The organism is Streptomyces sp. 1331.2 (assembly GCF_900199205.1).
In the GTDB taxonomy this organism is placed as follows: domain Bacteria; phylum Actinomycetota; class Actinomycetes; order Streptomycetales; family Streptomycetaceae; genus Kitasatospora.
The window spans coordinates 1,081,911-1,105,485 of the sequence record NZ_OBMJ01000001.1 but is presented as its reverse complement, the minus strand read 5'-3'; the positions used below and the strand labels follow the sequence as shown (position 1 = coordinate 1,105,485).

18 protein-coding genes and 1 riboswitch are annotated in these 23,575 nt (G+C 72.4%); of the genes, 5 read left to right on the top strand and 13 right to left on the bottom strand.

The window, feature by feature from the left end; translation table 11 throughout:
- Positions 1–54: 54 nt before the first annotated feature.
- Positions 55–1,794, bottom strand: a complete 1,740-nt coding sequence (locus CRP52_RS04760) for a TIGR03767 family metallophosphoesterase (protein ID WP_097235231.1) — start codon at positions 1,792–1,794, stop codon at positions 55–57.
- A 287-nt stretch (positions 1,795–2,081) separates the two neighbouring features.
- On the opposite strand from CRP52_RS04760, the gene CRP52_RS04755 reads away from it, so the two are divergent.
- Complete coding sequence (locus tag CRP52_RS04755) at positions 2,082–3,215, top strand: cobalt-precorrin-5B (C(1))-methyltransferase (RefSeq protein WP_097239836.1); 1,134 nt, start codon at positions 2,082–2,084, stop codon at positions 3,213–3,215.
- A gap of 118 nt (positions 3,216–3,333) precedes the next feature.
- The gene (locus tag CRP52_RS04750) at positions 3,334–4,863 is read left to right on the top strand and encodes a UDP-N-acetylglucosamine 1-carboxyvinyltransferase (protein ID WP_097239835.1); all 1,530 of its coding nucleotides are present in this window, start codon (positions 3,334–3,336) and stop codon (positions 4,861–4,863) included.
- Positions 4,864–5,030: 167 nt separating this feature from the next.
- On the opposite strand, the gene CRP52_RS04745 is transcribed toward CRP52_RS04750, so the two are convergent.
- The 4 genes from CRP52_RS04745 to CRP52_RS04730 all read right to left on the bottom strand — a co-directional run bounded on the left by CRP52_RS04745 (position 5,031) and on the right by CRP52_RS04730 (position 8,468).
- On the bottom strand, positions 5,031–5,771 hold the full coding sequence (locus tag CRP52_RS04745; RefSeq protein ID WP_097235230.1) for a cobalt-precorrin-6A reductase: 741 nt from the start codon (positions 5,769–5,771) through the stop codon (positions 5,031–5,033).
- Positions 5,771–6,532 (bottom strand): precorrin-4 C(11)-methyltransferase, encoded by a 762-nt coding sequence (gene cobM / locus CRP52_RS04740; RefSeq protein WP_097235229.1) that lies wholly within the window; start codon positions 6,530–6,532, stop codon positions 5,771–5,773. The genes CRP52_RS04745 and cobM overlap by 1 nt, the downstream gene beginning before the upstream one ends.
- Positions 6,529–7,812 carry a precorrin-6y C5,15-methyltransferase (decarboxylating) subunit CbiE gene (cbiE, locus tag CRP52_RS04735; RefSeq protein WP_179852683.1) on the bottom strand — a complete coding sequence of 428 codons (1,284 nt, stop codon included), beginning with the start codon at positions 7,810–7,812 and terminating at the stop codon, positions 6,529–6,531. The genes cobM and cbiE overlap by 4 nt, the downstream gene beginning before the upstream one ends.
- A gap of 230 nt (positions 7,813–8,042) precedes the next feature.
- Positions 8,043–8,468, bottom strand: coding sequence for a gamma-glutamylcyclotransferase family protein (locus tag CRP52_RS04730; protein WP_097235227.1), 426 nt, complete (start codon positions 8,466–8,468; stop codon positions 8,043–8,045).
- A gap of 131 nt (positions 8,469–8,599) precedes the next feature.
- Here CRP52_RS04730 and CRP52_RS04725 point away from each other — a divergent pair, with 131 nt between their 5' ends.
- On the top strand, positions 8,600–9,730 hold the full coding sequence (locus tag CRP52_RS04725; RefSeq protein ID WP_097235226.1) for an EamA family transporter: 1,131 nt from the start codon (positions 8,600–8,602) through the stop codon (positions 9,728–9,730).
- A gap of 105 nt (positions 9,731–9,835) precedes the next feature.
- Here the strand turns inward: CRP52_RS04725 and CRP52_RS04720 are convergent, their stop codons facing one another.
- From CRP52_RS04720 to CRP52_RS04700, 5 genes are all read right to left on the bottom strand, one after another.
- Positions 9,836–10,399: an EF-hand domain-containing protein gene (locus CRP52_RS04720; protein ID WP_097235225.1), complete on the bottom strand. Its 564-nt coding sequence runs from the start codon at positions 10,397–10,399 to the stop codon at positions 9,836–9,838.
- A gap of 146 nt (positions 10,400–10,545) precedes the next feature.
- Entirely contained in the window at positions 10,546–12,186 is a 1,641-nt protein-coding gene (locus CRP52_RS04715; protein WP_257032287.1) for a dipeptide ABC transporter ATP-binding protein, read from the bottom strand.
- Between the two features lie 165 nt (positions 12,187–12,351).
- Positions 12,352–13,344, bottom strand: coding sequence for an ABC transporter permease (locus CRP52_RS04710; RefSeq protein ID WP_097235223.1), 993 nt, complete (start codon positions 13,342–13,344; stop codon positions 12,352–12,354).
- A gap of 90 nt (positions 13,345–13,434) precedes the next feature.
- Positions 13,435–15,189: an ABC transporter substrate-binding protein gene (locus CRP52_RS04705; RefSeq protein ID WP_097235222.1), complete on the bottom strand. Its 1,755-nt coding sequence runs from the start codon at positions 15,187–15,189 to the stop codon at positions 13,435–13,437.
- 96 nt (positions 15,190–15,285) lie between these two features.
- Positions 15,286–16,200, bottom strand: a complete 915-nt coding sequence (locus CRP52_RS04700; RefSeq protein WP_257032286.1) for an ABC transporter permease — start codon at positions 16,198–16,200, stop codon at positions 15,286–15,288.
- A gap of 386 nt (positions 16,201–16,586) precedes the next feature.
- Positions 16,587–16,683: riboswitch (ZMP/ZTP riboswitch) on the top strand.
- Between the two features lie 19 nt (positions 16,684–16,702).
- Between CRP52_RS04700 and CRP52_RS04695 the strand changes: the two genes are divergently transcribed.
- Positions 16,703–18,160 carry a glycine hydroxymethyltransferase gene (locus tag CRP52_RS04695; protein WP_097235220.1) on the top strand — a complete coding sequence of 486 codons (1,458 nt, stop codon included), beginning with the start codon at positions 16,703–16,705 and terminating at the stop codon, positions 18,158–18,160.
- Positions 18,161–18,249: 89 nt separating this feature from the next.
- Here CRP52_RS04695 and CRP52_RS04690 read toward each other — a convergent pair whose 3' ends face one another.
- Positions 18,250–19,677 carry an aldehyde dehydrogenase family protein gene (locus CRP52_RS04690; RefSeq protein WP_257032285.1) on the bottom strand — a complete coding sequence of 476 codons (1,428 nt, stop codon included), beginning with the start codon at positions 19,675–19,677 and terminating at the stop codon, positions 18,250–18,252.
- A 113-nt stretch (positions 19,678–19,790) separates the two neighbouring features.
- Entirely contained in the window at positions 19,791–20,255 is a 465-nt protein-coding gene (locus CRP52_RS04685) for a DUF6624 domain-containing protein (protein WP_097239834.1), read from the bottom strand.
- A gap of 520 nt (positions 20,256–20,775) precedes the next feature.
- Here CRP52_RS04685 and CRP52_RS04680 point away from each other — a divergent pair.
- The gene (locus tag CRP52_RS04680) at positions 20,776–21,744 is read left to right on the top strand and encodes a class I SAM-dependent methyltransferase (protein WP_097235218.1); all 969 of its coding nucleotides are present in this window, start codon (positions 20,776–20,778) and stop codon (positions 21,742–21,744) included.
- A gap of 112 nt (positions 21,745–21,856) precedes the next feature.
- Here the strand turns inward: CRP52_RS04680 and CRP52_RS04675 are convergent, their stop codons facing one another.
- The gene (locus CRP52_RS04675; protein ID WP_097235217.1) at positions 21,857–23,530 is read right to left on the bottom strand and encodes an APC family permease; all 1,674 of its coding nucleotides are present in this window, start codon (positions 23,528–23,530) and stop codon (positions 21,857–21,859) included.
- Positions 23,531–23,575: the final 45 nt, after the last annotated feature.

The following is a 23,575-nucleotide window of genomic DNA, read 5'->3' as shown; positions in this document are numbered from 1 at the left end:
TTTTGTCATCTGTTCGCCGTCAGCCTCAGCCCTCAGCCCTCAGCCCTCAGCCCGTCACCGGGTCGGCTTGGCGATGACCAGCTCCGTGTTGTGGTCCTCGCCCGCGCCGAGCAGCGCCGTGACCCGCCCGTTCGGGTCGTTGTACGACAGCTCGCGGTAGAGCGCCGCGAGGTTGGCGTCCGAGGTGCCGCCGAAGTCCGTCTCGTACGGCGCGGAGGACTCGATCAGCGTGGTGAACAGCGAGAGCGTGCCGTCCCCGTTGTCCACGACCTCGATGATCCGGCCGTGCTGCGGGTAGTCGATGTGCGAGGCGGTGTTGATCTCCCAGAACGCCCGCTCCGGCACCGCGTGGCCGTGCGGCGTGATCTTGTTCATGTGGGTGTGCCCGTTCACCCAGGCGACCACGTTCGGGTAGCGCTGCAGCAGCGCCACCAGCTCGTTGCCGTCGTGCCGCCGCTCGAAGATGTTGCGCGGGTCCGGCAGCAGGTTGCCCATGGAGCTGCTGGTGTGGTGGCTGAAGAGCAGGATCACGTCGTCCGTGCTCCCGCCCGTGACCTTGCGCCCGTCGGCGTCGTACCAGTGGCCGCTGTGCGCCTGCAACTGCTTCTCCAGCCAGCGCAGTTGGGCGGTGCCCAGCGAACCGTCCGCGAACCCGGCCTGGTTGGTGGTGTCCAGGCTGATGCCGACCACCTTCTCCGAGATGCGGAAGGTGTAGTAGAGCTTGCCGCTGCTCGCCATGTCCGAGGTGAAGCCGTGCCCGTACGGGCCCGCGCCGGTGACCGCCGGGTCCAGGTGGGCCTTGGCGAACTCCTTGAGCGTGAACGGCTTGCGGCGCTCGTCCGGGGTGATCCGGCGCACCGCCTCGCCGTCGGCGAGCAGCTTCGCGAGCAGCAGCACGGCGCCCGCCGGGTCGCGGCGCAGCGAGTCCATCAGCTGGGCGGCCGTGGCGTCGTCGCAGCCCTCCAGCTTGTACTGGCCGGTGTAGAGGTCGTTGAGCAGTCCGAGGTCGGGCAGCGAGCCCTCGATGCTGTCGTCGTGGTTGCCGACCGTCGTGTACCACGGCGTGCGCAGGCCCGGCGCGTCGAAGGGGCGGCCCGAGGCGGACAGGAAGCCGGATATCTGCGGGAATCCCTTGGTCTTGTAGCCGTCGCCGTAGGCGAGCTCGGGGTTCCAGTAGGCCGAGTTGCCGGAGTTCTGCACACCTTCGTAGCGGTTCGGGTCGCCGGTGTTCTGGGCGAGCCGGCCACCGCCCATGACCTTGAGGTACCAGTCGAGTTCGGCGAGCTCGTGGTTGTCGGTGTTGTCACCGGTGGCCATCACCATGCTGAACGGCATTCCGGTGTAGGGGCCGCCGGCGAGCGAGTTGACCCGCTCGACGAGCGCCGACACACCGCGGGCGTTCAGGGACTCCTGCGGCCGGTAGGCGCTGCCGTTGAACCGGGCCAGGTACTCGAAGCGCACCGGGGACTCGGTGTCCACCAGGTGCAGGTCGCTGAACTGGACGAAGCTGGCCAGCCCGGTGCGGCGGTCGTCTCTGCCGGTGCCCGGCGCGGCCAGGTCGCCGCGCACCACCAGCGGCCAGCCCGGGCCGGCGGTCAGCCGCTTGTAGGTGCCGGCGCCGACCGGCGTGGCCACCTGCTCCAGCGTGGTGCCGGCGACCGTGACGGCCCGCGCGGCCGTGGCCGCCAGCGCCTGGTCACGCGTCGCGGCCGAGGCGAACGACGCGCCGCCCAGCGACAAGGCCGACCATGCGGCGGCCACCGACGTACCCGTGAGGAACGTGCGCCGACTCATCCCTGCCACAAAAACCCCCACATACTGATGGCCCGGCCGGAGGACCCGGTTGCCGGACCATGCGTCACGAACCCGTTAGGTAACGGAGCGACAGATTACTCGTTGGTAGCCCGAGCGGGCGAGGCCCGTGCGAAGAACAGTTCGAGAACGCCGGGCGGCTCCCGGCACCACCGTGCTGTCCTGCGGGGCCCGGTCGCGGGGTGCCGGGGCGGATGGGGGAGAATCGGCAGGCCCGGCCGAGGCGGCCGGGACGAATGTGGACGGACGTGGTCGGGAGCGAGGCGCAGATGGCCGCAGCGGCAGCCGGGGCGGGAGGCCGGGCCGGTCAGCTGAAGAGCAGCGGCCTGCGGCACGGTTGGACGACGGGCGCCTGCGCCACTGCCGCCACCAAGGCCGCGTACACCGCGCTGCTCACCGGCGAGTTCCCCGACCCCGTGGTGATCACCCTGCCCAAGGGCCAGCAGCCCGCCTTCGCCCTCGCGGCGGAGGAGCTCGACGCGGGCGTGCGCGCCATGGCCGCAGTGGTCAAGGACGCCGGTGACGACCCCGACGTCACCCACGGCGCGCTGATCCGCTCGACGGTGCGGGCCGGTGAGCCCGGCGCCGGGGTGGTGTTCCGGGCCGGCCCCGGCGTGGGGACGGTCACCAAGGCGGGCCTGCCGCTGCCTGTCGGCGAGCCCGCGATCAACCCGGTGCCCCGGCAGATGATCCGGGACGCGGTCGCCGAGGTGGCCGACGAGCACGGCGCCAGCGGGGACGTGGTGGTCGAGATCTCCGTCGACCACGGCGAGGAGATCGCCCGCTCGACGTGGAACCCGCGGCTCGGCATCCTCGGCGGCCTCTCCATCCTCGGAACCACCGGGATCGTCGTCCCCTACTCCTGCTCGGCCTGGATCGACTCGATCCGCCGCGGCGTGGACGTGGCCCGGGCGGCGGGGCGTACGCACGTGGCCGGCTGTACCGGTTCCACCTCGGAGAAGGTCGCGGTCGCGGTGCACGGGCTGCCCGAGGATGCGCTGCTCGACATGGGCGACTTCGCCGGCGCCGTGCTCAAGTACCTCAAGCGCCATCCGGTGCCCCGGCTGACCATCGCGGGCGGCTTCGCCAAGCTGTCCAAGCTCGCCGCCGGCCACCTCGACCTGCACTCGGCGCGCTCCCAGGTGGACAAGGGCTACCTGGCCGGGCTGGCCCGGCAGGGCGGGGCGGACGAGTCGCTGGTCGCGGCGGTGGCGGCGGCCAACACCGGGCTGGAGGCGGTGCAGTTGTGCCGTGCGGCCGGGGTGCCGCTCGGGGACCTGGTCGCCCAGGCGGCCCGGGCGACGGCGCTGGGGGTGCTGCTGGGCTCGCCGGTGGCCGTGGACGTCATCTGCATCGACCGTGCGGGCACCATCGTCGGCCGCGCGGAGCCGCTGGGGCCATGACAGCATCACCCCGTGATGTGAAGATCTGACGTCCATACGGGGTGAGAAACGGACAAAAGGCGTGCCGTGCTGTCCCTTGATTCTGTCGCCATCTCAACCATGAGATATGGTCTGGCGGGTGACAGGCGACTACCTCACCCGTATCGGCACCCTCATCCGTACCGCGCGCCAGCACCGCGGCTGGTCCCAGGCGCAGCTCGGAGAGGCCCTCGGCACCAGCCAGAGCGCGGTCAACCGCATCGAACAGGGCAAGCAGAACGTCAGCCTTGAGATGATCGCCCGCATCGGCGAAGCCCTCGACAGCGAGATCGTCTCCCTCGGCTACTCCGGCCCGATGCACCTGCGGGTCGCCGGCGGCACCCGCCTCTCCGGTGCCATCGACGTCCGCAGCAGCAAGAACGCCTGCGTGGCCATCCTCTGCGCCTCGCTGCTGACCACCGGTCGGACCACGATCCGCAGCGTCGCGCGGATCGAGGAGGTCTACCGCATCCTCGAAGTGCTGACCAGCATCGGCGTCAAGAGCCGCTGGATCAACGAGGGCCGCGACCTTGAACTCACCCCGCCCGCCGAGCTGGACCTCGCGGCGATGGACGTCGAGGCGGCCCGCCGCACCCGCAGCGTGCTGATGTTCCTCGGCCCGCTGATGCACCGCGCCCAGCAGTTCGCCATCCCCTACGCGGGCGGCTGCGACCTCGGCACCCGCACCGTCCAGCCGCACCTCACGGCCCTGCGCCGGTTCGGCCTGGAGGTCGCCACCACCGGCGGTGCCTACCACGCCTCGGTCGAGCCGGGCACCCCCCTGGACCGCCCGATCGTGCTGACCGAGCGCGGGGACACCGTCACCGAGAACGCCCTGCTGGCCGCCGCGCGGCACGACGGCGTGAGCGTCATCCGCAACGCCTCGCCCAACTACATGGTCCAGGACCTCTGCTTCTTCCTGGAGGAGCTGGGCGTCCGGATCGAGGGCATCGGCACCACCACCCTCACCGTGCACGGCGTCCCGGAGATCACCTGCGACGTCGACTACACCCCGGCCGAGGACCCGGTGGAGGCCATGAGCCTGCTCGCCGCCGCCGTCGTCACCTCCTCCGAGCTGACCATCCGCCGGGTGCCGATCGAGTTCCTGGAGATCGAGCTCGCGGTGCTGGAGGGCATGGGCCTCGACTACGACCGCACCCCGGAGTACCCGGCCCACAACGGCCACACGCGCCTGGTCGACCTCACCGTGCGCCCCTCCAAGCTGACCGCGCCGATCGACACCATCCACCCGATGCCGTTCCCCGGCATCAACATCGACAACGTGCCGTTCTTCGCCGCCATCGCCGCGGCCGCCCACGGCACCACGATGATCCACGACTGGGTGTACGACAACCGCGCGATCTACCTCACCGAGCTGACCCGCCTCGGCGCCGACGTCAAGCTCCTCGACCCGCACCGCGTCCTGGTCCAGGGCCCCACCCGCTGGCGCGCCGCCGAGATGATGTGCCCGCCGGCCCTGCGCCCCGCCGTGGTCATCCTCCTCGCCATGCTCGCCGCCCAGGGCACCTCTGTCCTGCGCAATGTCTACGTCATCAACCGCGGCTACGAGGACCTCGCCGAGCGCCTCAACTCCATCGGCGCCCGGATCGAGACCTTCCGCGACATCTGACGGATCGTCACCCCACTGACCGGGCTTACCCGTTGAGCCCGGTCAGCAGGATCGCCACGTACAACCCGGTGTTCACGTACTCCGCGAACACCGGGTTGTTCCGTGCGGTGCTCCCGCTCGGTCGACTCGGCCGGCGCTACTCGCCGGTGGGCGCACTCGGCCCGGGTTCAGCCCAGCTGTTCCAGCCAGTGCACCGCGCCCGCCACGTCCGGTACGACCGGCAGGCCGTCCGGCACCGGGGGGCGCTCCACGATGACCACGGGCAGCTGCAGCCCGCGGGCGGCGGCGAGTTTGGGTGCCGTCGCGGCGCCGCCGCTGTCCTTGGTGACCAGGATGTCGATGTCGTGCGCGCGCAGCAGCGCCTCCTCGCCGTGGATCGTGAACGGGCCGCGGTCCAGCAGGAGTTCGAAGGAGGGCGGCAGCGGCGGCTCGGGCGGGTCGACCGAGCGGGCGAGGAAGTGGGCCCCGACGACGTGGGCGAAGGCGGCGATGCCCTGTCGTCCGATGGTGAGGAACACCCGCTCACCGCGGCACGGCAGCAGGTCGGCCGCTGCGGCGAGCGAGGGGACGGGGAGCCAGCGGTCCCCGTCGACGGGTGTGAAGCCGGGGCGGCGCAGCGCCAGCAGCGGGACGCCGGTGGCGGCGGCCGCGAGTGCGGCGTTCTGCGAGATGCCGGCGGCGAACGGGTGGGTGGCATCGATGACGGCGTCCACCCGTTGCTCGCGCAGCCAGTGCGCCAGCCCGTCCGGGCCGCCGAAGCCGCCGATCCTCACCTCCCCGGCGGGCAGCCGGGGTTGGGCGGTGCGGCCGGCCAGCGAGCTGGTGACCCGCAGGGACGGGCGGCCGTCGACGGCGGCGGCCAGGGCCCGTCCCTCCGTCGTCCCGCCGAGGATGAGCAGGTGCCGCATCACGCCCCGCAGGGCTCGTGCGGGCGCTCGCGGTCCGCCGAGTAGAGGTGGCTGTCGCGGAACTGTTCGGCGGCCAGGGTGCGGCCGACGATGATGACGGCGGTGCGGACCACGCCTGCCGCCTTGACCTGCTCGGCGATGTCGCCGACGGTGCCGCGCAGCACCAGTTCGTCGGGCCGGCTGGCCATCGCGACGACGGCGGCAGGGCAGTCGGCGCCGTAGTGGGGGAGGAGCTGCTCGACCACGTCGTCCACGTACCCGGCGGCCAGGTGCAGCACGAGGAGGGCGCCGCTGCGGCCGAGGGTGGCGAGGTCCTCGCCCTCGGGCATGGGGGTGGCGCGCTTGGCGATCCGGGTGAGGATGACGGTCTGGCCGACGGTCGGCACGGTCAACTCCCGCTTCAGCGCGGCCGCGGCGGCGGCGAAGGCGGGCACGCCGGGGACCACCTCGTACGGGATGCCGGCCGCGTCCAGGCGCCGCATCTGCTCGGCGACGGCGGAGAAGACGGACGGGTCGCCGGAGTGCAGCCGGGCCACGTCCTGTCCGGCCTCGTGGGCGCGGACCAGCTCGGCGACGATCTGGTCCAGGTTGAGCTGCGCGGTGTCGACCAGCCGGGCGCCGGGCGGGCACTCGTCCAGCAGTTCGCGCGGGACGAGGCTGCCGGCGAAGAGGCAGACCTCGGCCCGGGCCAGGACGCGCTGGCCGCGCAGGGTGATCAGGTCGGCGGCGCCCGGGCCGGCGCCGATGAAGTAGACGGTCACGAGGCGTTCTCCTGGGGGGTTTCGGTCCCGCCGGTATCAGTCCTGGCGGTATCGGTCCTGCCGGTTTCGGGCTTGACGGCGGACCACTGGGTGACCGGCATGGCCTGGCGCCACCCGGTGAAGCCGCCCACCGGGACGGCGTGGGCGACCGCGAGCTTGACGAGTTCGCCGCTGTGGCGCCGGTACCACTCGGTGAGCAGCGCCTCGGACTCCAGGGTCACGGTGTTGGCGACGATCCGGCCGCCGGGGCGCAGCGCGGCCCAGCAACTGTCCAGCAGGCCGGGCGCGGTGAGGCCGCCGCCGATGAACACGGCGTCAGGGGCGGGGAGTTCGGCGAGCGCAGCCGGGGCCGGGCCGGTAACCACGCGCAGCCGGGGCACGCCGAGGGTGGCGGCGTTGCGGGCGATCCGCCCGGCCCGGACCGGGTCGCGCTCGACGGTGACGGCCTGGCAGTCGCGGTGGGCGCGCAGCCACTCGATGGCAATCGAGCCGGAGCCGCCGCCGATGTCCCAGAGCAGTTCGCCGGGGGAGGGGGCGAGGGCGGCGAGGGTGGCGGCGCGGACGTGGCGCTTGGTGAGCTGGCCGTCGCTCTCGTACGCGGCGTCGGGCAGGCCGGGGACGAGGGAGGTGCGGGGGCCGTCACCGAGGTCGACGGCGATGACGTTCAGCGGGTCGCCGGGCGGGTGCGGCCAGCCGTCGGCGGGGCCGTGCAGCTGCCGCTCGCTCTCGTGGCCGAGCTTTTCGAGCACGCGCAGCCGGGCGGTGCCGTAGCCGCGGGCGGTGAGCAGTGCGGCGACGGCGGCCGGGGTGGCGGCGTCGGCGCTGAGCACCAGCAGGCGGCGGCCGGGGTGGAGGGCGAGGGAGAGGGTGTCCAGCGGACGGCCGACCAGGCTGACCACCTCGGTCGCCTCCAGCGGCCAGCCGATCCGGGCGCAGGCGTAGGAGACGGCGGAGGGGTGCGGCAGGACGCGCAGCCGCTCGGCACCGACGGTCTCGGCGAGCGTGCGGCCGATGCCGTAGAACATCGGGTCGCCGCTGGCCAGGACGGCGACGCGGCGGTCGGCATGGGCGGCGAGCAGTCCGGGGACGGCCGGGCGCAGCGGGGAGGGCCAGGGCACGCGCCGGGCGGTGACCTCGTCCTGGGGGAGCAGGTCCAGTTGGCGGGGGCCGCCGACGACCACCTCGGCGTCCCGCAGGGCCGCTCGGGAGGTGGCGGCGAGGCCGGGCCAGCCGTCGGCCCCGATCCCGACGACGGCGATCGGGGATGGCAGCTCGGGCACCGGGTGGCTCCTCGTCGTTCGGCCGGCCAAGGGACGGAAAATCCCACTGGCCGGGCAGCCTACCTGGCGGTTTGGGGCGGCTCCGGGGGAGGTGACGGGTGACGGCGTTCAGCTGACAGATTTCAGATTTTGAAAGTTGTCATCTGAAGGCTGTCATCTGAAATCTGTCGTCTGAAAGTCGTCGGCTGAAAGTTGTCCGCTCAAAGTTGTCCGCTGAACTCCGAACGCCGTCACCGCTCCGCCCAGTCCCCCGACTCGATCAGCGCCGGCCGCTCGCGCAACCGGGCCGCGGCGGCCGGCCCGGCGAGGTAGACCCACGCGTCCCGAGCCTCGCCCGCCGCCGTCCGCACCGACATCCGGCGCCGCACGTACAGCCCGGTCCCGTCCGCCCGGCACTCCTCCAGCGCGTCCAGGGCCTCCAGCGCTCCGGCGTACGCGCCCGGGCGGACGGTGATCAGCTCACCCACGATCCGGCGCCCGGGCGCCGCGTCCGGCACGGCGTACGGGAAGCCGGGCCCCGCGTGCAGTGCGGCGCCGTCCAGCACCGCAGGCCGGATGTCGGCGCAGCGCCCGGCCAGGTGGGCGGCGTGGTTGCGGCCGCCACTGCGCAGGGTGCCGTAGACGAAGAACGGCAGGGCATCCTCGGGTGCGGACACGGGTTCGACCTCCTCGCTCGGGAGCGCCCACGGTACGTCCCGCGGTCCGGTTCCTGATACGGAGTGGCGCACCGGGCCACCGATGCGATGTCATGTCGGTGTTCGGCCAGCACCGTCCAAGGGGGACACACATGACACCGCCCGCCTCCTCCCAACCGGCCCCCACCCCCGGTTCCGCCTCCGCTCAAGACTCCACCCCAGGGTCCACCCCGGCCACCCCCGCTCAAGGCTCCACCCCGGCAGCCCCCGCCACCCGCCTCGTCGGCGCGGTCTGGCTGGCCCTCGCGGTGGTCTACGTCGTCTGGGGCTCGACCTACCTGGCGATCCGGATCGCCCTGGAGACGATGCCCTCCTTCCTCTCCGCCGCGGTCCGCTTCCTCACCGCGGGCCTCCTGCTGGTCGGCTACCTGCTGGTGCGCCAGGGCCCGGCCGGCCTGAAGGTCAGCCTGCGCCAACTGGCCTCCGCCGTCCTGGTCGGCGTGCTGCTGCTGACTGGCGGCAACGGGCTGGTGGTCCTGGGCGAGACCTCCGTCCCCTCCGGCCTGGCCGCCCTGCTGGTGGCCGCCGTCCCGCTCTGGATGGTGGTGCTCACGGCCTTCGGCGGTGAGCGCCCGAAGCCGGCCGAGCTGGCCGGGGTGCTGCTCGGGCTGGTCGGCCTCGGTGTGCTGTCGGCCCCGGCGATCGGCGGGACCGTCGAACCGCTCGGCGTGATCGCGATCATCTGCGCCACGCTGCTCTGGGCGGCCGGCTCGTTCGCGAGCAAGCGGGTCCCGATGCCGGGCAACGTGCTCGCCGCGAGCGCCTACCAGATGCTGGCCGGCGGCCTCTGCGATCTGCTGGTCGGACTGGTGCGCGGTGAGCAGCACGGCCTGGACCTCGGGGCCGTCTCCGGCCGGTCCTGGCTGGCGCTGGCCTACCTGGTGCTGTTCGGTTCGCTGCTCGCCTTCACCGCGTACGCCTGGCTGCTGCGCGCCGCCCCGCTGACGCTGGTCGGCACGTACGCGTACGTGAACCCGGTGGTCGCGGTGCTGCTCGGCTGGCTGATCCTGGCCGAGCCGTTGACCGGTCCGACTCTGACCGGTGGGGCGATCGTGGTGGCGGGTGTCTGCCTGGTGGTGAGCGTCAGCCGGAGTCCGGGACGTCCGGGCCGCCCGGGGCGTGCTCCGCGGGCGGATCGCCCGGCGAGCCCGGTGAGTCAGGCGAGCCCGGAGCGTCCGGCGAGTCCGGAGCGGCCCGAGAAGACGACGTCCTCGCGCACCTGAGCGAGCGTCCCGAAGGCCCCGCCGGCCGCCCCGCCCCGCCCCCCGCCCGCGGCCACCGCCTCCGCCGGCCGCCCCCGCCCCCACCAACCGCAGCCCCGGGACGGCTCAGAACGCGTGCGGGGGCTTGCCCGTCCACCAGTTGCCCGGGGCCTCCGGGTCGCGGCTGGTCCAGTACTCGATGATCGCTTCGGTGAACTCGGCCGCGGACAGGACGCCGTCCCCGTCGGTGTCCAGGTGGCGGAAGGCCTCGTCGGCGTCGTCGCGGCAGAGGCCGGCGAAGTGGCCGCGCTGGAAGACGAAGAACTCCCCGGCGTCCACCGTTCCGCTTCGGTCGGCGTCGGCGACGGCGAGGAAGGCCGCGGCGAGCGAGCCGAGGATGTCCCGCGCGGCCTCGGGGTCGTCAGCGAGCAAGCCGGTCGAGGCGGCGAACTGCTCGCGGGTGATCACCTCGGTGTCGGCGGGCAGCCCGGCGAGGTGGAGATCGTGCCAGATCGTCAGGTAGGCGCGGACGATGACGGCCTCCGCCTCCGAGCCTTCCTGGTGGCCGAGCGAGCGGGCCACCGAGTGGCCCATCAGGACGTGGTCCCGCTCGGTGAGCAGCCCGTCGCCGTCGGCGTCGAGGTGATCAAAACCGTGGTTGATCTTTGCGATGAGCAGGTCGTCCGACAATGTGGCCCCTCGGCTGGCGATTCCTGGTTCTCCTACGTCTACGTCACATCGCTTGCACGCTAACGCCTTGAGCCACGCCCGCGCAGCCGAACACCTCTCCATTCGGTCCTGGTGGGGCTTCGATCATGGTCCCCGCATCGCCGTCCTCAGTGCACCGCCGCCAGCAGCTCCCGGGTGTACTCGGTGTGCGGCGCATCGAACAGCCGGTCCCGGTCGGTGGACTCCACCAGACGGCCCCGGTGCATCACCGCCACCCGGTCGCAGAAGTGCCGCACCACCGCGAGGTCGTGCGAGACGAACAGGAAAGCCACGCCGAGGCGTTCGCGCAGTTCCATCAGCAGGTTGAGCACCTGCGCCTGCACCGACACGTCGAGCGCCGAGACCGGCTCGTCCGCGATGATCAGGCGCGGCTGCGGGGCCAGCGCGCGGGCGATGCCGATCCGTTGGCGCTGTCCGCCGGAGAACTCGTGCGGGTAGCGGTCCAGGTGGTCGCCGCTCAGCCCGACCTGCTCCAGCAACTCGGCCGAGCGCTCCCGCCGTTCGGCCGGGGTGAGCGGGGTGTGCAGGCGCAGCGGGGTGTCGAGGGTCCGGCCGACGGTACGGCGTGGGTTGAGCGAGGCGTACGGGTCCTGGAAGACCAGCTGGATCTCGCGGCTGAGCCGGCGCCGCAGCTCCCGGTCCGGCCGGGTGGCGTCCTGGCCGTCGTACGACACCCGTCCACCGGTGGGCCGTTGCAGCCCGGCCAGGACCCGTGAGGTGGTGGACTTGCCCGAGCCGGACTCGCCGACCAGGCCGACCGTCTCGCCGGGGGCGATCCGCAGGCCCACGCCCTCGACCGCCCGCACCGGCTCGGTGCGCAGGCCGGGGATGCGCCGCCGGCCGGGGAAGTGCACGGTGAGGTCGTCCACCTCGACCAGCCATCGATCCGTGCGCTCGACGGCCCTCGGCCGGAACACCCGTGACGGTGACGGCTCATCGACTGTGGCCAGTGCAGTACCCGGTACGGAGTCCAGGCGGAGCGCCGCCCCCACCAGTGCCCGGGTGTACGGCTCGCGCGGTGCGGCCAGCAGTTCGGCGGTCGGTGCGGTTTCGACCTCGACGCCGCCGCGCAGCACCAGCGTGCGGTCCGTGGTGCCCGCGACCACACCCAGGTCGTGGCTGACCAGCAGGACCGCCGTCCCCTGCTCGCGTTGCAACTCGCCCAGCAGATCCAGTACGTGCCGCTGGACTCGGGCGTCCAGGGCGGTGGTCGGCTCGTCCGCGATCAGCAGCTGCGGGTCGTTCATCAGTGCCATCGCGATCATCACCCGCTGACGCATCCCGCCGGAGAACTGGTGCGGGTAGTCGCGCACCCGGGCCGGCGGGATACCGACCCGGTCGAGCATCTCGGTCGCCCGCCGACGGGCTTCGGCACGGCCCGCCCCCGGGTGGTGCAGCCGGTACATCTCGGCGAGTTGGGCGCCGACACCGTGGAAGGGGCTGAGTGAGGTGAGCGCGTCCTGGAAGACCAGCGCGGCCGTTCCGCCCCGGACGTCACGCAGCGCGGAGTCGTCCGCGCCCACCAACTCCCGCCCGCCCAAGCGGATCGAGCCGGTGACGGTGGTGGTGCGCGGGTCGTGCAGGCCGAGGGCGGCGAGGCCGACGGTCGACTTGCCGGAGCCCGACTCGCCGACCAGGCCCAGGACTTCACCCGCAGCGAGGTCGAAGGAGAGCCCCCGAACGGCGGTCACGGGCGCGCCACCGCGCGGATCGGCGAAGGTGACGGTCAGGTCGCGAACACTCAGCACCGGCTCGGCACCCCCGGCGACAGCACCCGGAGCGTCGCCCGGAACCGAACCCGCAGCAGCACCCGTACCAGCAGCACCCGTACCGGCAGCACCCGCACCCACCGCAGCCCCCGAAACCGAACCCGCAACCACACCCGAAACAGCGGACTTCATCACAGCACCCCCTCAGCTCAGCCGGACACGCGGATCGAGCCAGGCCACCGCGAGGTCGGCCAGCGCGACGAACAGCACCACGAAGCAGGCGGCCAGCAGCACCGCACCGACCACGGCGGGCAGGTCCTGCCCGGCGACGGCCTGCGCGGTGAACCGCCCGACGCCGTTCAGCCCGAACACCGTCTCGGTGATCACCGCCCCGCCGAGCAGCGCCCCGGCTTCCAGCCCGAGCAGCTGCACCAGCGGCCCGGCGGCGCCGCGCGAGGTGTACTTGAGGTGCGCGCGCAACCGTCCGAGGCCCTTGGCGCGAGCCGTACGGACGTACTCCTCGTTCATCGTCTCCAGCAGCTGGGAGCGCGAAAGCCGCGCGAACACCGCCGAGTTGACGAAGCCGAGGACGAGCCAGGGGAGCAGCATCCCGCCCGCCCAGGCGGCGGGGCCCTCGGCCGGAGGGGTGTACGAGGGAAGCGGCAGCAGGCCGGTGGAGTAGACCAGGACCCACTGCGCGATGTACCCGAGGAAGTAGATCTGCACGCTGGCGCCGACCAGGGTGAAGCCGGACAGCAGCCGGTCCGTGCGCCGCCCGTGCCGCAGCGCGGAGACGAACCCGGTGCCGAGCCCGAGCACCAGCAGGACGGCCAGCGCCCCGGCGGTCAGCGAGAAGGTGACCGGGAGGTGTTCGGCGAGGGCTTCGGTGACGGGCTGGTGCAGCCGGTAGGAGTAGCCGAGGCAGGGCGCGGCGCAGTCGATGGCCGAGCCGTCGACGTCGTTGATGTCCCGCCCGGCGACGACTCCGACCAGGTAGTCGGTGTACTGGGCGACGAGCGGTTGGTCCAGGCCCATGCTCCGGCGAACCGCCGCGATCTGCCCGGCGTCGCAGCGCGGGCCGCAGGCGTCGCGGGCCGGGTCGGCGGGCGCGGCGTAGAAGAGGGCGAAGGCGGCGGCGGAGACCGCGACCAGGACGGCGAGGGCTTGAACGGTCCGTCGCAGGACGAAGGAGAGCATGGCCGATCCGGGGGTCGACGTGGCGGGGAGGCGGTGAGGCAGGGCGGTAGGGCGGCGGGGAGGCAGGGACGCAACGAGTACGTCAGTACGTCACGCCTTCAGGTACAGCCACGCCAGCGAGACCGTCCCGTAGATCGGGTGGATGAACGCCCCGCCGACGTTGCTGCCGCGTAGCTGGTTGACGGTCGGGTAGGCGAGCGGCAGGACCGGCACGTCCTTCATCACCGTCTGCTCCAGCGCGTACAGCTCCTTGGCCTTGGCGCGCGGCTCGCCGATCTGGTTGATCCGGTCGATCTCCTTGTCCACCTCCGGGTTGCGGTAGCGCGCGGAGTTGGTGTCGCTGCCGGAGCGGCCGTCGAAGGAGAACGGGACGAGCGTGGACGGGGTCGGCCAGTCGACGGAGGAGGTCTCCTCGAACAGGTCGTACGGGGAGTCGGCGCGGTGCACCTCGTCCAGGAAGGCCTTGGGGTCGACCGGCTTGGGCACGAGGGTGATCCCGGCCTTGGCGTAGCCGTCCACCAGCACCTGCGCGACGCGCTGCCCGTTCGGCGTGTTCTTGTACGCGTAGGTGAGGCCGGCCGGCGCCTGCTTGGCCTTGGCGAGTTCGGCCTTGGCGGCTTCCGGGTCGCCTTCGGGCTTGGCCGGATGGAGGTCGTACTTCTGCCAGTCGATCAGCGCGGGGGAGCTGAGCGTGGTGGCCGGCTCGCCGGTCCGGGCGCCGCCCTGGACCTGGCGGGCCTGCCGGCGCGGGTAGGCCAGGTGCAGGGCCTTGCGGACCTCGACGTCCGGCACCCGCTCGTTGTTGATCACCAGCTGGGTGACGAAGGCGCCCTGCCGGCCGGAGACGACCAGTTCATTGGCCTTCGGGTCGGTGTCGGCCGTCTGGAAGAGCTCGGGGGAGAGGGTGTCGGAGGCGGTGGTGGCGTTGGCGCCGCCGTCCCGCCCGGAGAGGATCTCCTGGTTGAGGTTGAGCGCCTCCTTGCCGTACGTGAAGACGAACTTCTCCGGGTACTGGTTGCGGATCGGGTCGGTCTCGGGCTTCCACGCCGGGTTGCGTTCCAGCACCATGCGGGTGTTCTGGACGTGCTCGACGATCCGGTAGGGGCCGGTCGCGAACGGCTGGCGGTCGTAGTCCGCCCCGGTGTCCTTGTCCCGGCGCACGGGCGAGGAGGAGGACTGCGCGGCCATGTACGGGACGTCGGCCTGCGGCTGCGGGAAGTGGAAGACGAGGGTGCGCTCGTCCGGCGTCTCGATGGCGGCCAGGTCGCCGTCCTGCGGGCCGGTGTACTGGGCGCGCGCCGCCTCGTAGGAGGCCTCGCCGGTGAGCCACTGCGGCCAGTAGGGCGGGCCGACCTCGTAGCCCTTGCCGAAGGTGCGCTCGATGCCGTACTTGACGTCCTGCGAGGTGATCGGCTTGCCGTCCTCCCAGGCGACGCCCTGCTTGAGTCGGTACGTCCAGGTGCGCCCGCCGTCGGCCGGGGTGCCGGTGTCGGTGGCCAGGTCGCCGACCAGCTTGGCCTTGCCGTCCACGACCTGGTACTGGGTCAGCTGGCGGCCCCAGAGCAGCGAGGCGTTGTAGGTGGCGCCCGCGTAGACCTTCTGCGGGTCGAGGTGGCGGAACTCGACGCTGTTGTACACGTTCACGGTGCCGCCCGCACGGGCGCCCGGGACGGCCGGGGCGGGGCCGGCGCTCTCCTGCTCGGTGCCGAGCACGGCGGTCAGCGGGGAGGTGTCCTTGGCGGGGGCTCCGGCGCCGGCGGAGCCGGTGCTGCCCGCGCCCGCCGAGCAGGAGGTCGCCAGCAGGGCGGTGGCGATGACGGCGAGGGACGGTCTGGTCCAGCGCATGGCGAATCTCTCCTTGCCCCGGCGGATCGCGCCGGGAAGGGCTCGGGTGTCGGTACGACGTAGGAAGTGAGAAGTGAAGAAGTGGGAAGAGGCGGCTCAGCGGGCGCCGGAGCGCGGGTCCAGCGCATCCCGGACGGCGTCGCCGAGCAGGTTGAAGGCGATGACGAAGACCAGCAGCGCCACCCCGGGGAAGACCAGGTACGTCGGGTCGGCCCGGAAGACCTCCGAGCCGCGGGAGATCATCCGCCCCCAGTCCGGGACCGGCTCGGTGATGCCGACGCCGAGGAAGGACAGCGCGGCCTCGGAGGCGACGAAGGTCGGCACCGCCATGGTGGCGTGCACCAGTAGTTGCGAGCGGACGTTGGGTAGCAGTTCGTGGACGACGACGTGGAAGCGGCTCGCGCCCTGGGCCCGGGCGGACTGCACGAAATCCCTTTCCCGGAGCGAGCGGACAGCGGCCCGCAGGGAAAGCGCGAGCGGAATCCAGCCGAACGCGGAGAAAACCAGGATCAGCACCAGGAACTGCATCCACTCCGGTTCTGCGGCCCCCTGGTCGACCAGCCGGGACTGGATGACCGGGCTGAGGGCGAGCAGCAGGAGCAGGGTCGGAAAGGCCAGCAACACATTGGCGAGGAATCCGAACAGCCGGTCCGCGATTCCGCCGAGATAGCCGACCGCGACGCCGGCCAGCACGCCCAGCGCGGTGGTCACGGCTGCCGCCGCCAAGGCGATCAGCAGCGAGGTGCGGACGCCGTACAGCAGCTGGGTGAGGACGTCCCGGCCGAGACCGGGCTCCAGGCCGAACCAGAAGTCGCCGGAGATCCCGCCGTTCGGCAGCATCGGCAGGCCGCCGTCGCTGAGCAGGCCGGGAGTGTTCTGGCCGTAGTGCTCGGCCGGGTTCTTCCCGTACAGCGCGGCGATCAGCGGGGCCGCCGCGGCGAGCAGCAGGAACAGCAGCACGACGGCCAGGGCGGTGGCGCCGACCCGGTCCTTCAGGATCCGGCGGAGCACGCTCGGTGCCGAGGGGGCCGCGGGGGTCGCAGGAGTCGCGGGCCCGCCCGCGGGGACTGGGACTGTGTCGACCACTGCCATGAGGCGTAACCCCCGAATTTCTCCGCCGCCCCATGGGTGAGGGTGCGCTGGTGTGCATTTCCGGTACGGCCGCCGGGGGTTTCCCGTGGGCCGTTCGAGCGACATCAGATCGGATGCGTCCGAGGTTCCGCAAATCACCTCCGGAGGTGTTCTGGGGAATTCCTGCCGGACTGTTTCGGGAAATGTGGCGGCTTCATTTCGCCGCAACACCGGCGTTGCAAAAGAACGGACAAACCTCACCAAACCGGTCGGGCTGTTCCGCATTCTGAGACCTCCGCCACAGTCCGTCCGGTGTTGATACGATTCCGGCGGGCTGCGACTGGCGCGTAGGGATGGAATCAACCATCGGGAAGCAGCCTCGTGAAACCTCACGTGCAGTTGCCGAGCGCCTGGGCCCCCGCATCCCCACCAGGAGACCGCCATGGCCCAGCAGCCCCACACCGCCGCGACCCCCGCCGCCGACACCGCCTTCCGCAGCGCCCTCGACGTGGTCGCCGGCGTCGAGCCCCGGATCGCCGCCGCCATCGGCCGGGAACTGGCCGACCAGCGCGCCTCGCTCAAGCTGATCGCCAGCGAGAACTACGCCTCCCCGGCCGTCCTGCTCGCCATGGGCAACTGGCTCAGCGACAAGTACGCCGAGGGCACTGCCGGCCGCCGCTTCTACGCCGGCTGCCGCAACGTCGACACCGTCGAGACCATCGCCGCCGAGCACGCCCGCGAGCTGTTCGGCGCCGACCACGCCTACGTCCAGCCGCACTCCGGCATCGACGCCAACCTCACCGCCTTCTGGGCCGTCCTCTCCCAGCGGGTCGAGAGCCCGGCCCTGGAGCGGGCCCAGGTCCGCAACGTCAACGACCTCACCGAGGAGGACTGGGCGCAGCTGCGCCACGAGCTCGGCAACCAGCGCATGCTCGGCATGTCCCTGGACACCGGCGGCCACCTCACCCACGGCTTCCGCCCCAACATCTCGGGCAAGATGTTCGAGCAGCGCAGCTACGGCACCGACCCGGTCACCGGCCTGATCGACTACGACGCGCTGCGCGAGACCGCCCGCGAGTTCCGCCCGCTGATCATCGTGGCGGGCTACTCCGCCTACCCGCGGCTGGTGAACTTCCGGAAGATGCGCGAGATCGCGGACGAGGTCGGCGCCACCCTCATGGTCGACATGGCGCACTTCGCCGGCCTGGTCGCGGGCAAGGTGCTGACCGGCGACCACGACCCCGTCCCGCACGCCCACATCGTCACCACGACCACCCACAAGTCCCTGCGCGGCCCGCGCGGCGGCATGGTGCTGTGCACCTCCGAGCTGGCCGAACACGTCGACCGCGGCTGCCCGCTGGTGCTCGGCGGCCCGCTCTCGCACGTCATGGCCGCCAAGGCGGTCGCCCTCGCCGAGGCCCGCCGCCCCGAGTTCCAGGCCTACGCCCGCGCCGTGGTCACCAACGCCCAGGCGCTCGCCGAGGGCCTGCTGCGCCGCGGCGGCACGCTGGTCACCGGCGGCACCGACAACCACCTCGTCCTCGCCGACGTCTCCGGCTACGGCCTGACCGGCCGCCAGGCCGAGGCGGCGCTGCTCGACTCGGGCATCGTCACCAACCGCAACTCCGTGCCGCAGGACCCGAACGGCGCCTGGTACACCTCCGGCATCCGCATCGGCACCCCGGCGCTCACCACCCGCGGCCTCGGCGTCGCCGAGATGGACGAGATCGCCGAGCTGATCGACACCGTGCTGCGCGCCGCCACCCCCGCCACCACGGCCGCCGGCGCCCCGTCCAAGGCCAACCACACCCTCGACGCCGCCCTGCGCGACGCCGTCGCCAAGCGCGCCGCGGACCTCCTCGCCCCGTACCCGCTCTACCCGGGCGTCGACCTCGTCTGACGGCCCGGCGAGCAGCACCCGGCGAGCGCCACCGAGCCGCCCCGGGACGTCGGGCCGGTCCCCGACGTCCCGGGGCCACTCGACCAGCGTCAGTACTGCAGCGACTTGTACTGCAGGAACTCCTCCAGCCCGTGCCGCCCCAGCTCGCGGCCGAGGCCGGAGTGCTTGTAACCGCCGAACGGCGCGAGCGGGTTGAAGCGCCCGCCGTTGAGGTCGACCTGGCCGGTGTCCAGACGGCGGGCGAAGGCGGCGGCGGTGTCGGTGTCGCGGGCCCAGACGCCGCCGCCCAGGCCATACGGCGTGCCGTTGGCGAGTTCGACGGCGTGGTCCTCGTCCCGGTAGGCGAGGATCACCAGGACGGGGCCGAAGACCTCCTCCTGGGCGACCGCCATCTCCGGTGTGACGTCGGCGAGTACGGTCGGACGGACGTAGTAGCCGGTGGGCAGGCCGGCGACGGGCTCGGACCCGCCGACGACCAGCCGGGCGCCCTCGGCCAGCGCGCCGTCGATGTAGCCGCGCACCCGGGCCAGCTGCTTGGCGTTGACCACCGGGCCGATCCGGGTCTGCGGGTCGGTCGGGTCGCCCGGGGCGTACTGGGCGGCGGCCTTGGCGGCCCGCTCGACGGCCTCCTCGTACTGGTCCTGGTGCACCAGCAGCCGGGTCCAGGCGCTGCAGGTCTGGCCGGAGTTGGCGAACACGTTGGCCACGTTCGCCTTGACCGCGCGGGTGATGTCGGCGCCCGGCAGCACCACGTTGGCCGACTTGCCGCCCAGTTCCAGGGCGACGCGCTTCAGGCCCCGGCCGGCCGTCTCGGCGACCTGCCGGCCGACGGCGGTGGAGCCGGTGAACGAGACCACGTCCACCTCCGGGTGCGCCGCGAGCACCGCACCCGCCACCGCGCCGGTGCCGGTGACCAGGTTGAACACCCCTGCCGGGAAGCCGGCTTCGTGCACCAGGCGGGCGAACAGCCGGGCCACCAGCGGGGTGTCCTCGGCCGGCTTGAGCACCACCGGGCAGCCGGCCGCCAGCGCCGGGACGACCTTGGCCACGATCTGGTGCAGCGGGTAGTTCCACGGGGTGATCGCCGCGACCACCCCGGCCGGCTCGGCGTGCACCACCGAGTTGCCGATCCGCTCCTCGAAGGGGTGCTCGGCGAGCAGGGTCAGGTAGGAGGTCGCCACGGTCAGCGGCAGCCCGGCGTGCACGGCCGCGGTGAAGCCGACCGGGGCGCCCAGTTCGGCGACCACGGTCTCGGTGATCTCGTTCTGCGCGGCGGCAATGCCGTCCCGCAGCCGGGTCAGCAGCGCCAGCCGCTCCTCGCGGCTGGTCGCGCCCCAACTCCGGGCCGCCCGGCGGGCCGCCGCCACCGCCGCGTCCACGTCGGCCGTCCCGCCGGCCGCCACGGTGGCGAGCACCTGCTCGGTCGCCGGGTTCAGTACGGTTATCGACCCTTGGTCCCCGGAGGGCCGCCAGGCGCCGTCGATGTACTGGTCGCCGTACTCCGCGTACTGCTGCACCTGTGGTCCTCTCATCCGCTCGGCCGTCCGACCGCCGGCGCTCGTCGAGGGTCAGTCAAAGCGGCCCGGGCGGGCGGGCGCAAGAGCCGGTTCGGCGCCGACGGACCTGCCGGTCACCCCGGGGCGAACCGCGCGGTGTACGCATCGAACGGCTCAATGCCCACCTCGGCGCGCCGCTCGTCCAGGCGCGACGGGTCCTCGCACGGCCACGGCACCGGCCGTCCGTCCGCAACCGCGCCGATCTGGGTGCCGTAGCGCTGCTCGCGGCCCTCGTTGACGGCCAGCCGGTCCTCCAGGAAGGCCAGGTCGCGCGCGCTCGCTTCGCCCCGTCGGACCGCCTCGCCCATCAGCGCCACTGCCCGCCGCTGGACGTCGAGTTGCCGGTCCGCGTGCTGGGCGACCAGCCAGGCCGCCCGGGCGGCCTCGGGGCCGACGGTCCGCTCGGTCGGCCAGCCGTGCTCGGCGGTGATCGCCAGGAGCCGGTCCCCGTGCCGGGCGGTGAGCCGCCGCCAGAGCGCCTGCTCGGCCAGGTCCGCACTGTTCGCGTACCGGGCGGCCGCCGCGTCCTCGGCCATCATCGCCACCAACTCCCGGGCCGGCACCGGATCCTGCTCGTCCCGCCGGTCGTCCCGTCGCTCGTCCCGCTGTGCTTCCGTCACGCCGACGATGCTCCTCATCGCACCGGCCCTCCCGTCGAGGACCGCCCGCGACCACGCTAGGCGCAGAATCCGAGACGAAGATCATCCTCGAAGCGGGTGACCGGGCGACCCCGGCCGGGACACAATGGATCAACGCCAGGAATCCGCCGAGCCGATCTCCCGGCAGTCCGGCGGTCCGATCTTCCGGCAGTCCGGTCTTCCGGCGGCTCGGTGTCCCCGGTGGCGATTCCGGAAACTCCCCACCCCCAGACCTCCACACGACGGTGGATGCCCAGGTAGATTGCAGGGAACTCAGCGGCGGGGGGTCTACTGCTGACAATGCTCCGACGTGCCGCGCACGGTCGGGGACCGGTGCGTTCCGCGCCCGGCGCGGAGTGCCGCCCCCGCTGAGATCCGCTTCGAGAACCAGCGGACCCACCCGTGTCCCGAAGGAGCTGTCATGACCGACGCCGCGTTGCCGGGCGAGCCCCAGCACCCTGCCGAGCCGGCGAGCCTGGACGACGTCCAGGGGTGGTTCTGGGACCACGACCGGCATTCCTTCGACTGGTTCCTCGGGCGGCAGGAGAAGACCGGTGTCACCGGCGACCTCCTGGAGATGGGCGCCTACCTCGGCCGCAGCGCGATCGTCATCGGTGAGCACCTCCAGCCCGGCGAAACCTTCACCGTCTGCGACCTCTTCGACTCGGAGGCGCCCGACGACGAGAACGCCGCCGAGATGGACCTCTCCTACCGCAAGACGCTGACCCGCTCGGCCTTCGAGACCAACTACCTCGCCTTCCACGACGAGCTGCCGGAGATCATCCAGGCCCCGACCGGCGTCCTGTCCCGCGGGCACATATCCCCCGGCACCTTCCGCTTCATCCACATAGACGCCTCCCACCTGTACGAGCACGTCGTCGGCGACCTCCAGGTGGCCCGGGTCGCGCTGCAGGAGCAGGGCGTCGTGGTGCTGGACGACTACCGCGCCCAGCACACTCCGGGCGTCGCGGCCGCGACCTGGGAAGCGGTCTTCAACCACGGGCTCAAGCCGATCCTGCTCACCGAGTGCAAGTTCTACGGCACCTGGGGCGATCCGGAGCCGTTCCAGCGCGAGCTGCTCGACCGGGTCGACCTCGCGGTCGGTTGCCAACTGAGCATCGACCACCTCAACGGGAACCAGGTGCTGCGCATGTACGGCGACTCGGAGGGCATCGAGCCGTTCCGCGGCTCGCGCCACCAGGACCGGCTGGCCGCCGACGCGGCCCACCTGGCGCTCGACTCGGCCCGCGGCGAGGCTGAAATGGATCTCGCGGTCCGGCGCGCCCGTGCCGCCGAGGCCCGCCGCCCGGTCAACGTGGCCAAGCGGGCGGCCCGGGACCTGCTCCCGCCGGTCGTCACCTCCGCCATCCGCCGCGCCCGCCGGGGCTGACCGGCCGCAGGCCCCCACTGCGCAGCACGGCGCAGCCGCAAGCCCCCCCCGGGTACGCGGAAGGGCCGGTCGGAACACCGACCGGCCCTTCCGCATCCGTACTGCGGACGACTCAGACCCGCGAAGGCTCGCCCATGGAGCCCTGCGCGCCCTCGGCCGCAGCGTCCGCGGCCTCCGCCGCCTCCGCGTCCGCCAGCTCCTGCCGGACGGCGGCCAGCGAGGGGTTGGCCCAGGCGCTCGCGACGCCCCAGTAGTAGAACGCGAGCCCGATCGCGGCCACGATCAGCAGGTCCCAGCCCTCAGGCAGGTACCCGTGGCCGCCGAAGTCGCTGCTGCCGGCCCAGGAGACGCCGGCCATCACGAACAGGTAGGCGACCATCCAGGCGCCCGCCATCAGGTGCGGCTTGAGCTGGGCGAACGGCTTGCGCAGCTCGTACCAGGCCCAGATCGGCAGACCGGCGGCCATCAGCAGGATGACCTTGCCGGTGAGCGGCCAGCGGGCCCAGTACAGGACGAGCGAGCCGAAGACCATCGCGACCGGGGCGATCACCGGCATGGCGCGCAGCCGGACCGGCCGCGGCAGGTCAGGGGCGAGTCGGCGCAGCGCCATCACGGCGACCGGGCCGGTGATGTACGAGATCACCGTGGCCACCGAGACGATCTCGGCCAGCGAGCCCCAGCCGCGGAAGACCGCGAGGAACAGGAAGGCGACGACCAGGTTGAGCACCAGCGCCGGGCGCGGGATGCCGGTCTTGGCGTCGACCTTGCCGAAGACCTTCGGCAGGTGGCCGTTCTCCTGCACGCCGTGGATCATGCGCGAGGTGGTGGCGGCGTAGATCATGCCGGTGCCGGACGGCGAGATGAAGGCGTCCGCGTAGAGCAGGATCGCGAGCCAGTTGAGGCCCCAGGCGATGGCCAGGTCGGCCAGCGGCGAGGTGTAGGCGAGGCTGCTCCAGCCCTGCGAGAGGTCGGCGGCCGGGATGGCGCCGAGGAAGGCGATCTGCAGCGCGACGTAGATCACCAGGGCGATCAGGATCGAGCCGATGACGGCCTTCGGCAGCGACTTGCCGGGGTTCTTGGCCTCGCCGGCGAGGTTGAGCGGCGACTGGAAGCCGTTGAAGGCCCAGACGATGCCGGAGACCGCGACGGCGGTGAACACCGCGCTCCAGCCGTTGGGCGCGAAGCCGCCATGGTCGGTGAAGTGCGCGGAGTCGAAGTGCGCGAGGAGCAGCGCGCCGGCGGTCAGCGTCGGCACGACGACCTTGAAGACGGTGATCGCCGTGTTGGTCTTGGCGAACAGCGTGATCGCGAACCAGTTCAGGACGAAGTAGCCGACCAGCAGCACGCTGGCGAGCGCCACCCCGCTGAGGGTCAGTTCCTGGCCGTCGTAGAGCCCCTTGGCCCAGCCGAAGTGCCAGGAGCTCATGTACTGGACGGAGGCGGTGGCCTCACCCGGGATGACCGAGACGATGGCGATCCAGTTGGCCCAGGCGGCAAGGTAGCCGGCCAGCGAGCCGTGCGAGTACTGGCCGTAGCGGACCATGCCGCCGGCCTTGGGGAACATCGAGCCCAGCTCGCTGTAGGTGAGGGCGATGGTCAGCGCCACCGCGGCACCGATCACCCAGGCGAGGATCGAGGCCGGTCCGGCGAGCTTGGCGGCCCGCTCGGCACCGAACAGCCACCCGGATCCGATGATCGACCCCAGCCCGACGGCCGTCAGGCTGATGGTGCCGAGCGATCGGCGGTAGTTCTGGTGTGATGCCGTCGAGGATTCGGGCTCACTCAACGTATCGGTCCTCTCGCTCGGGGTTCATTGGGTGGTGTCGGTGTT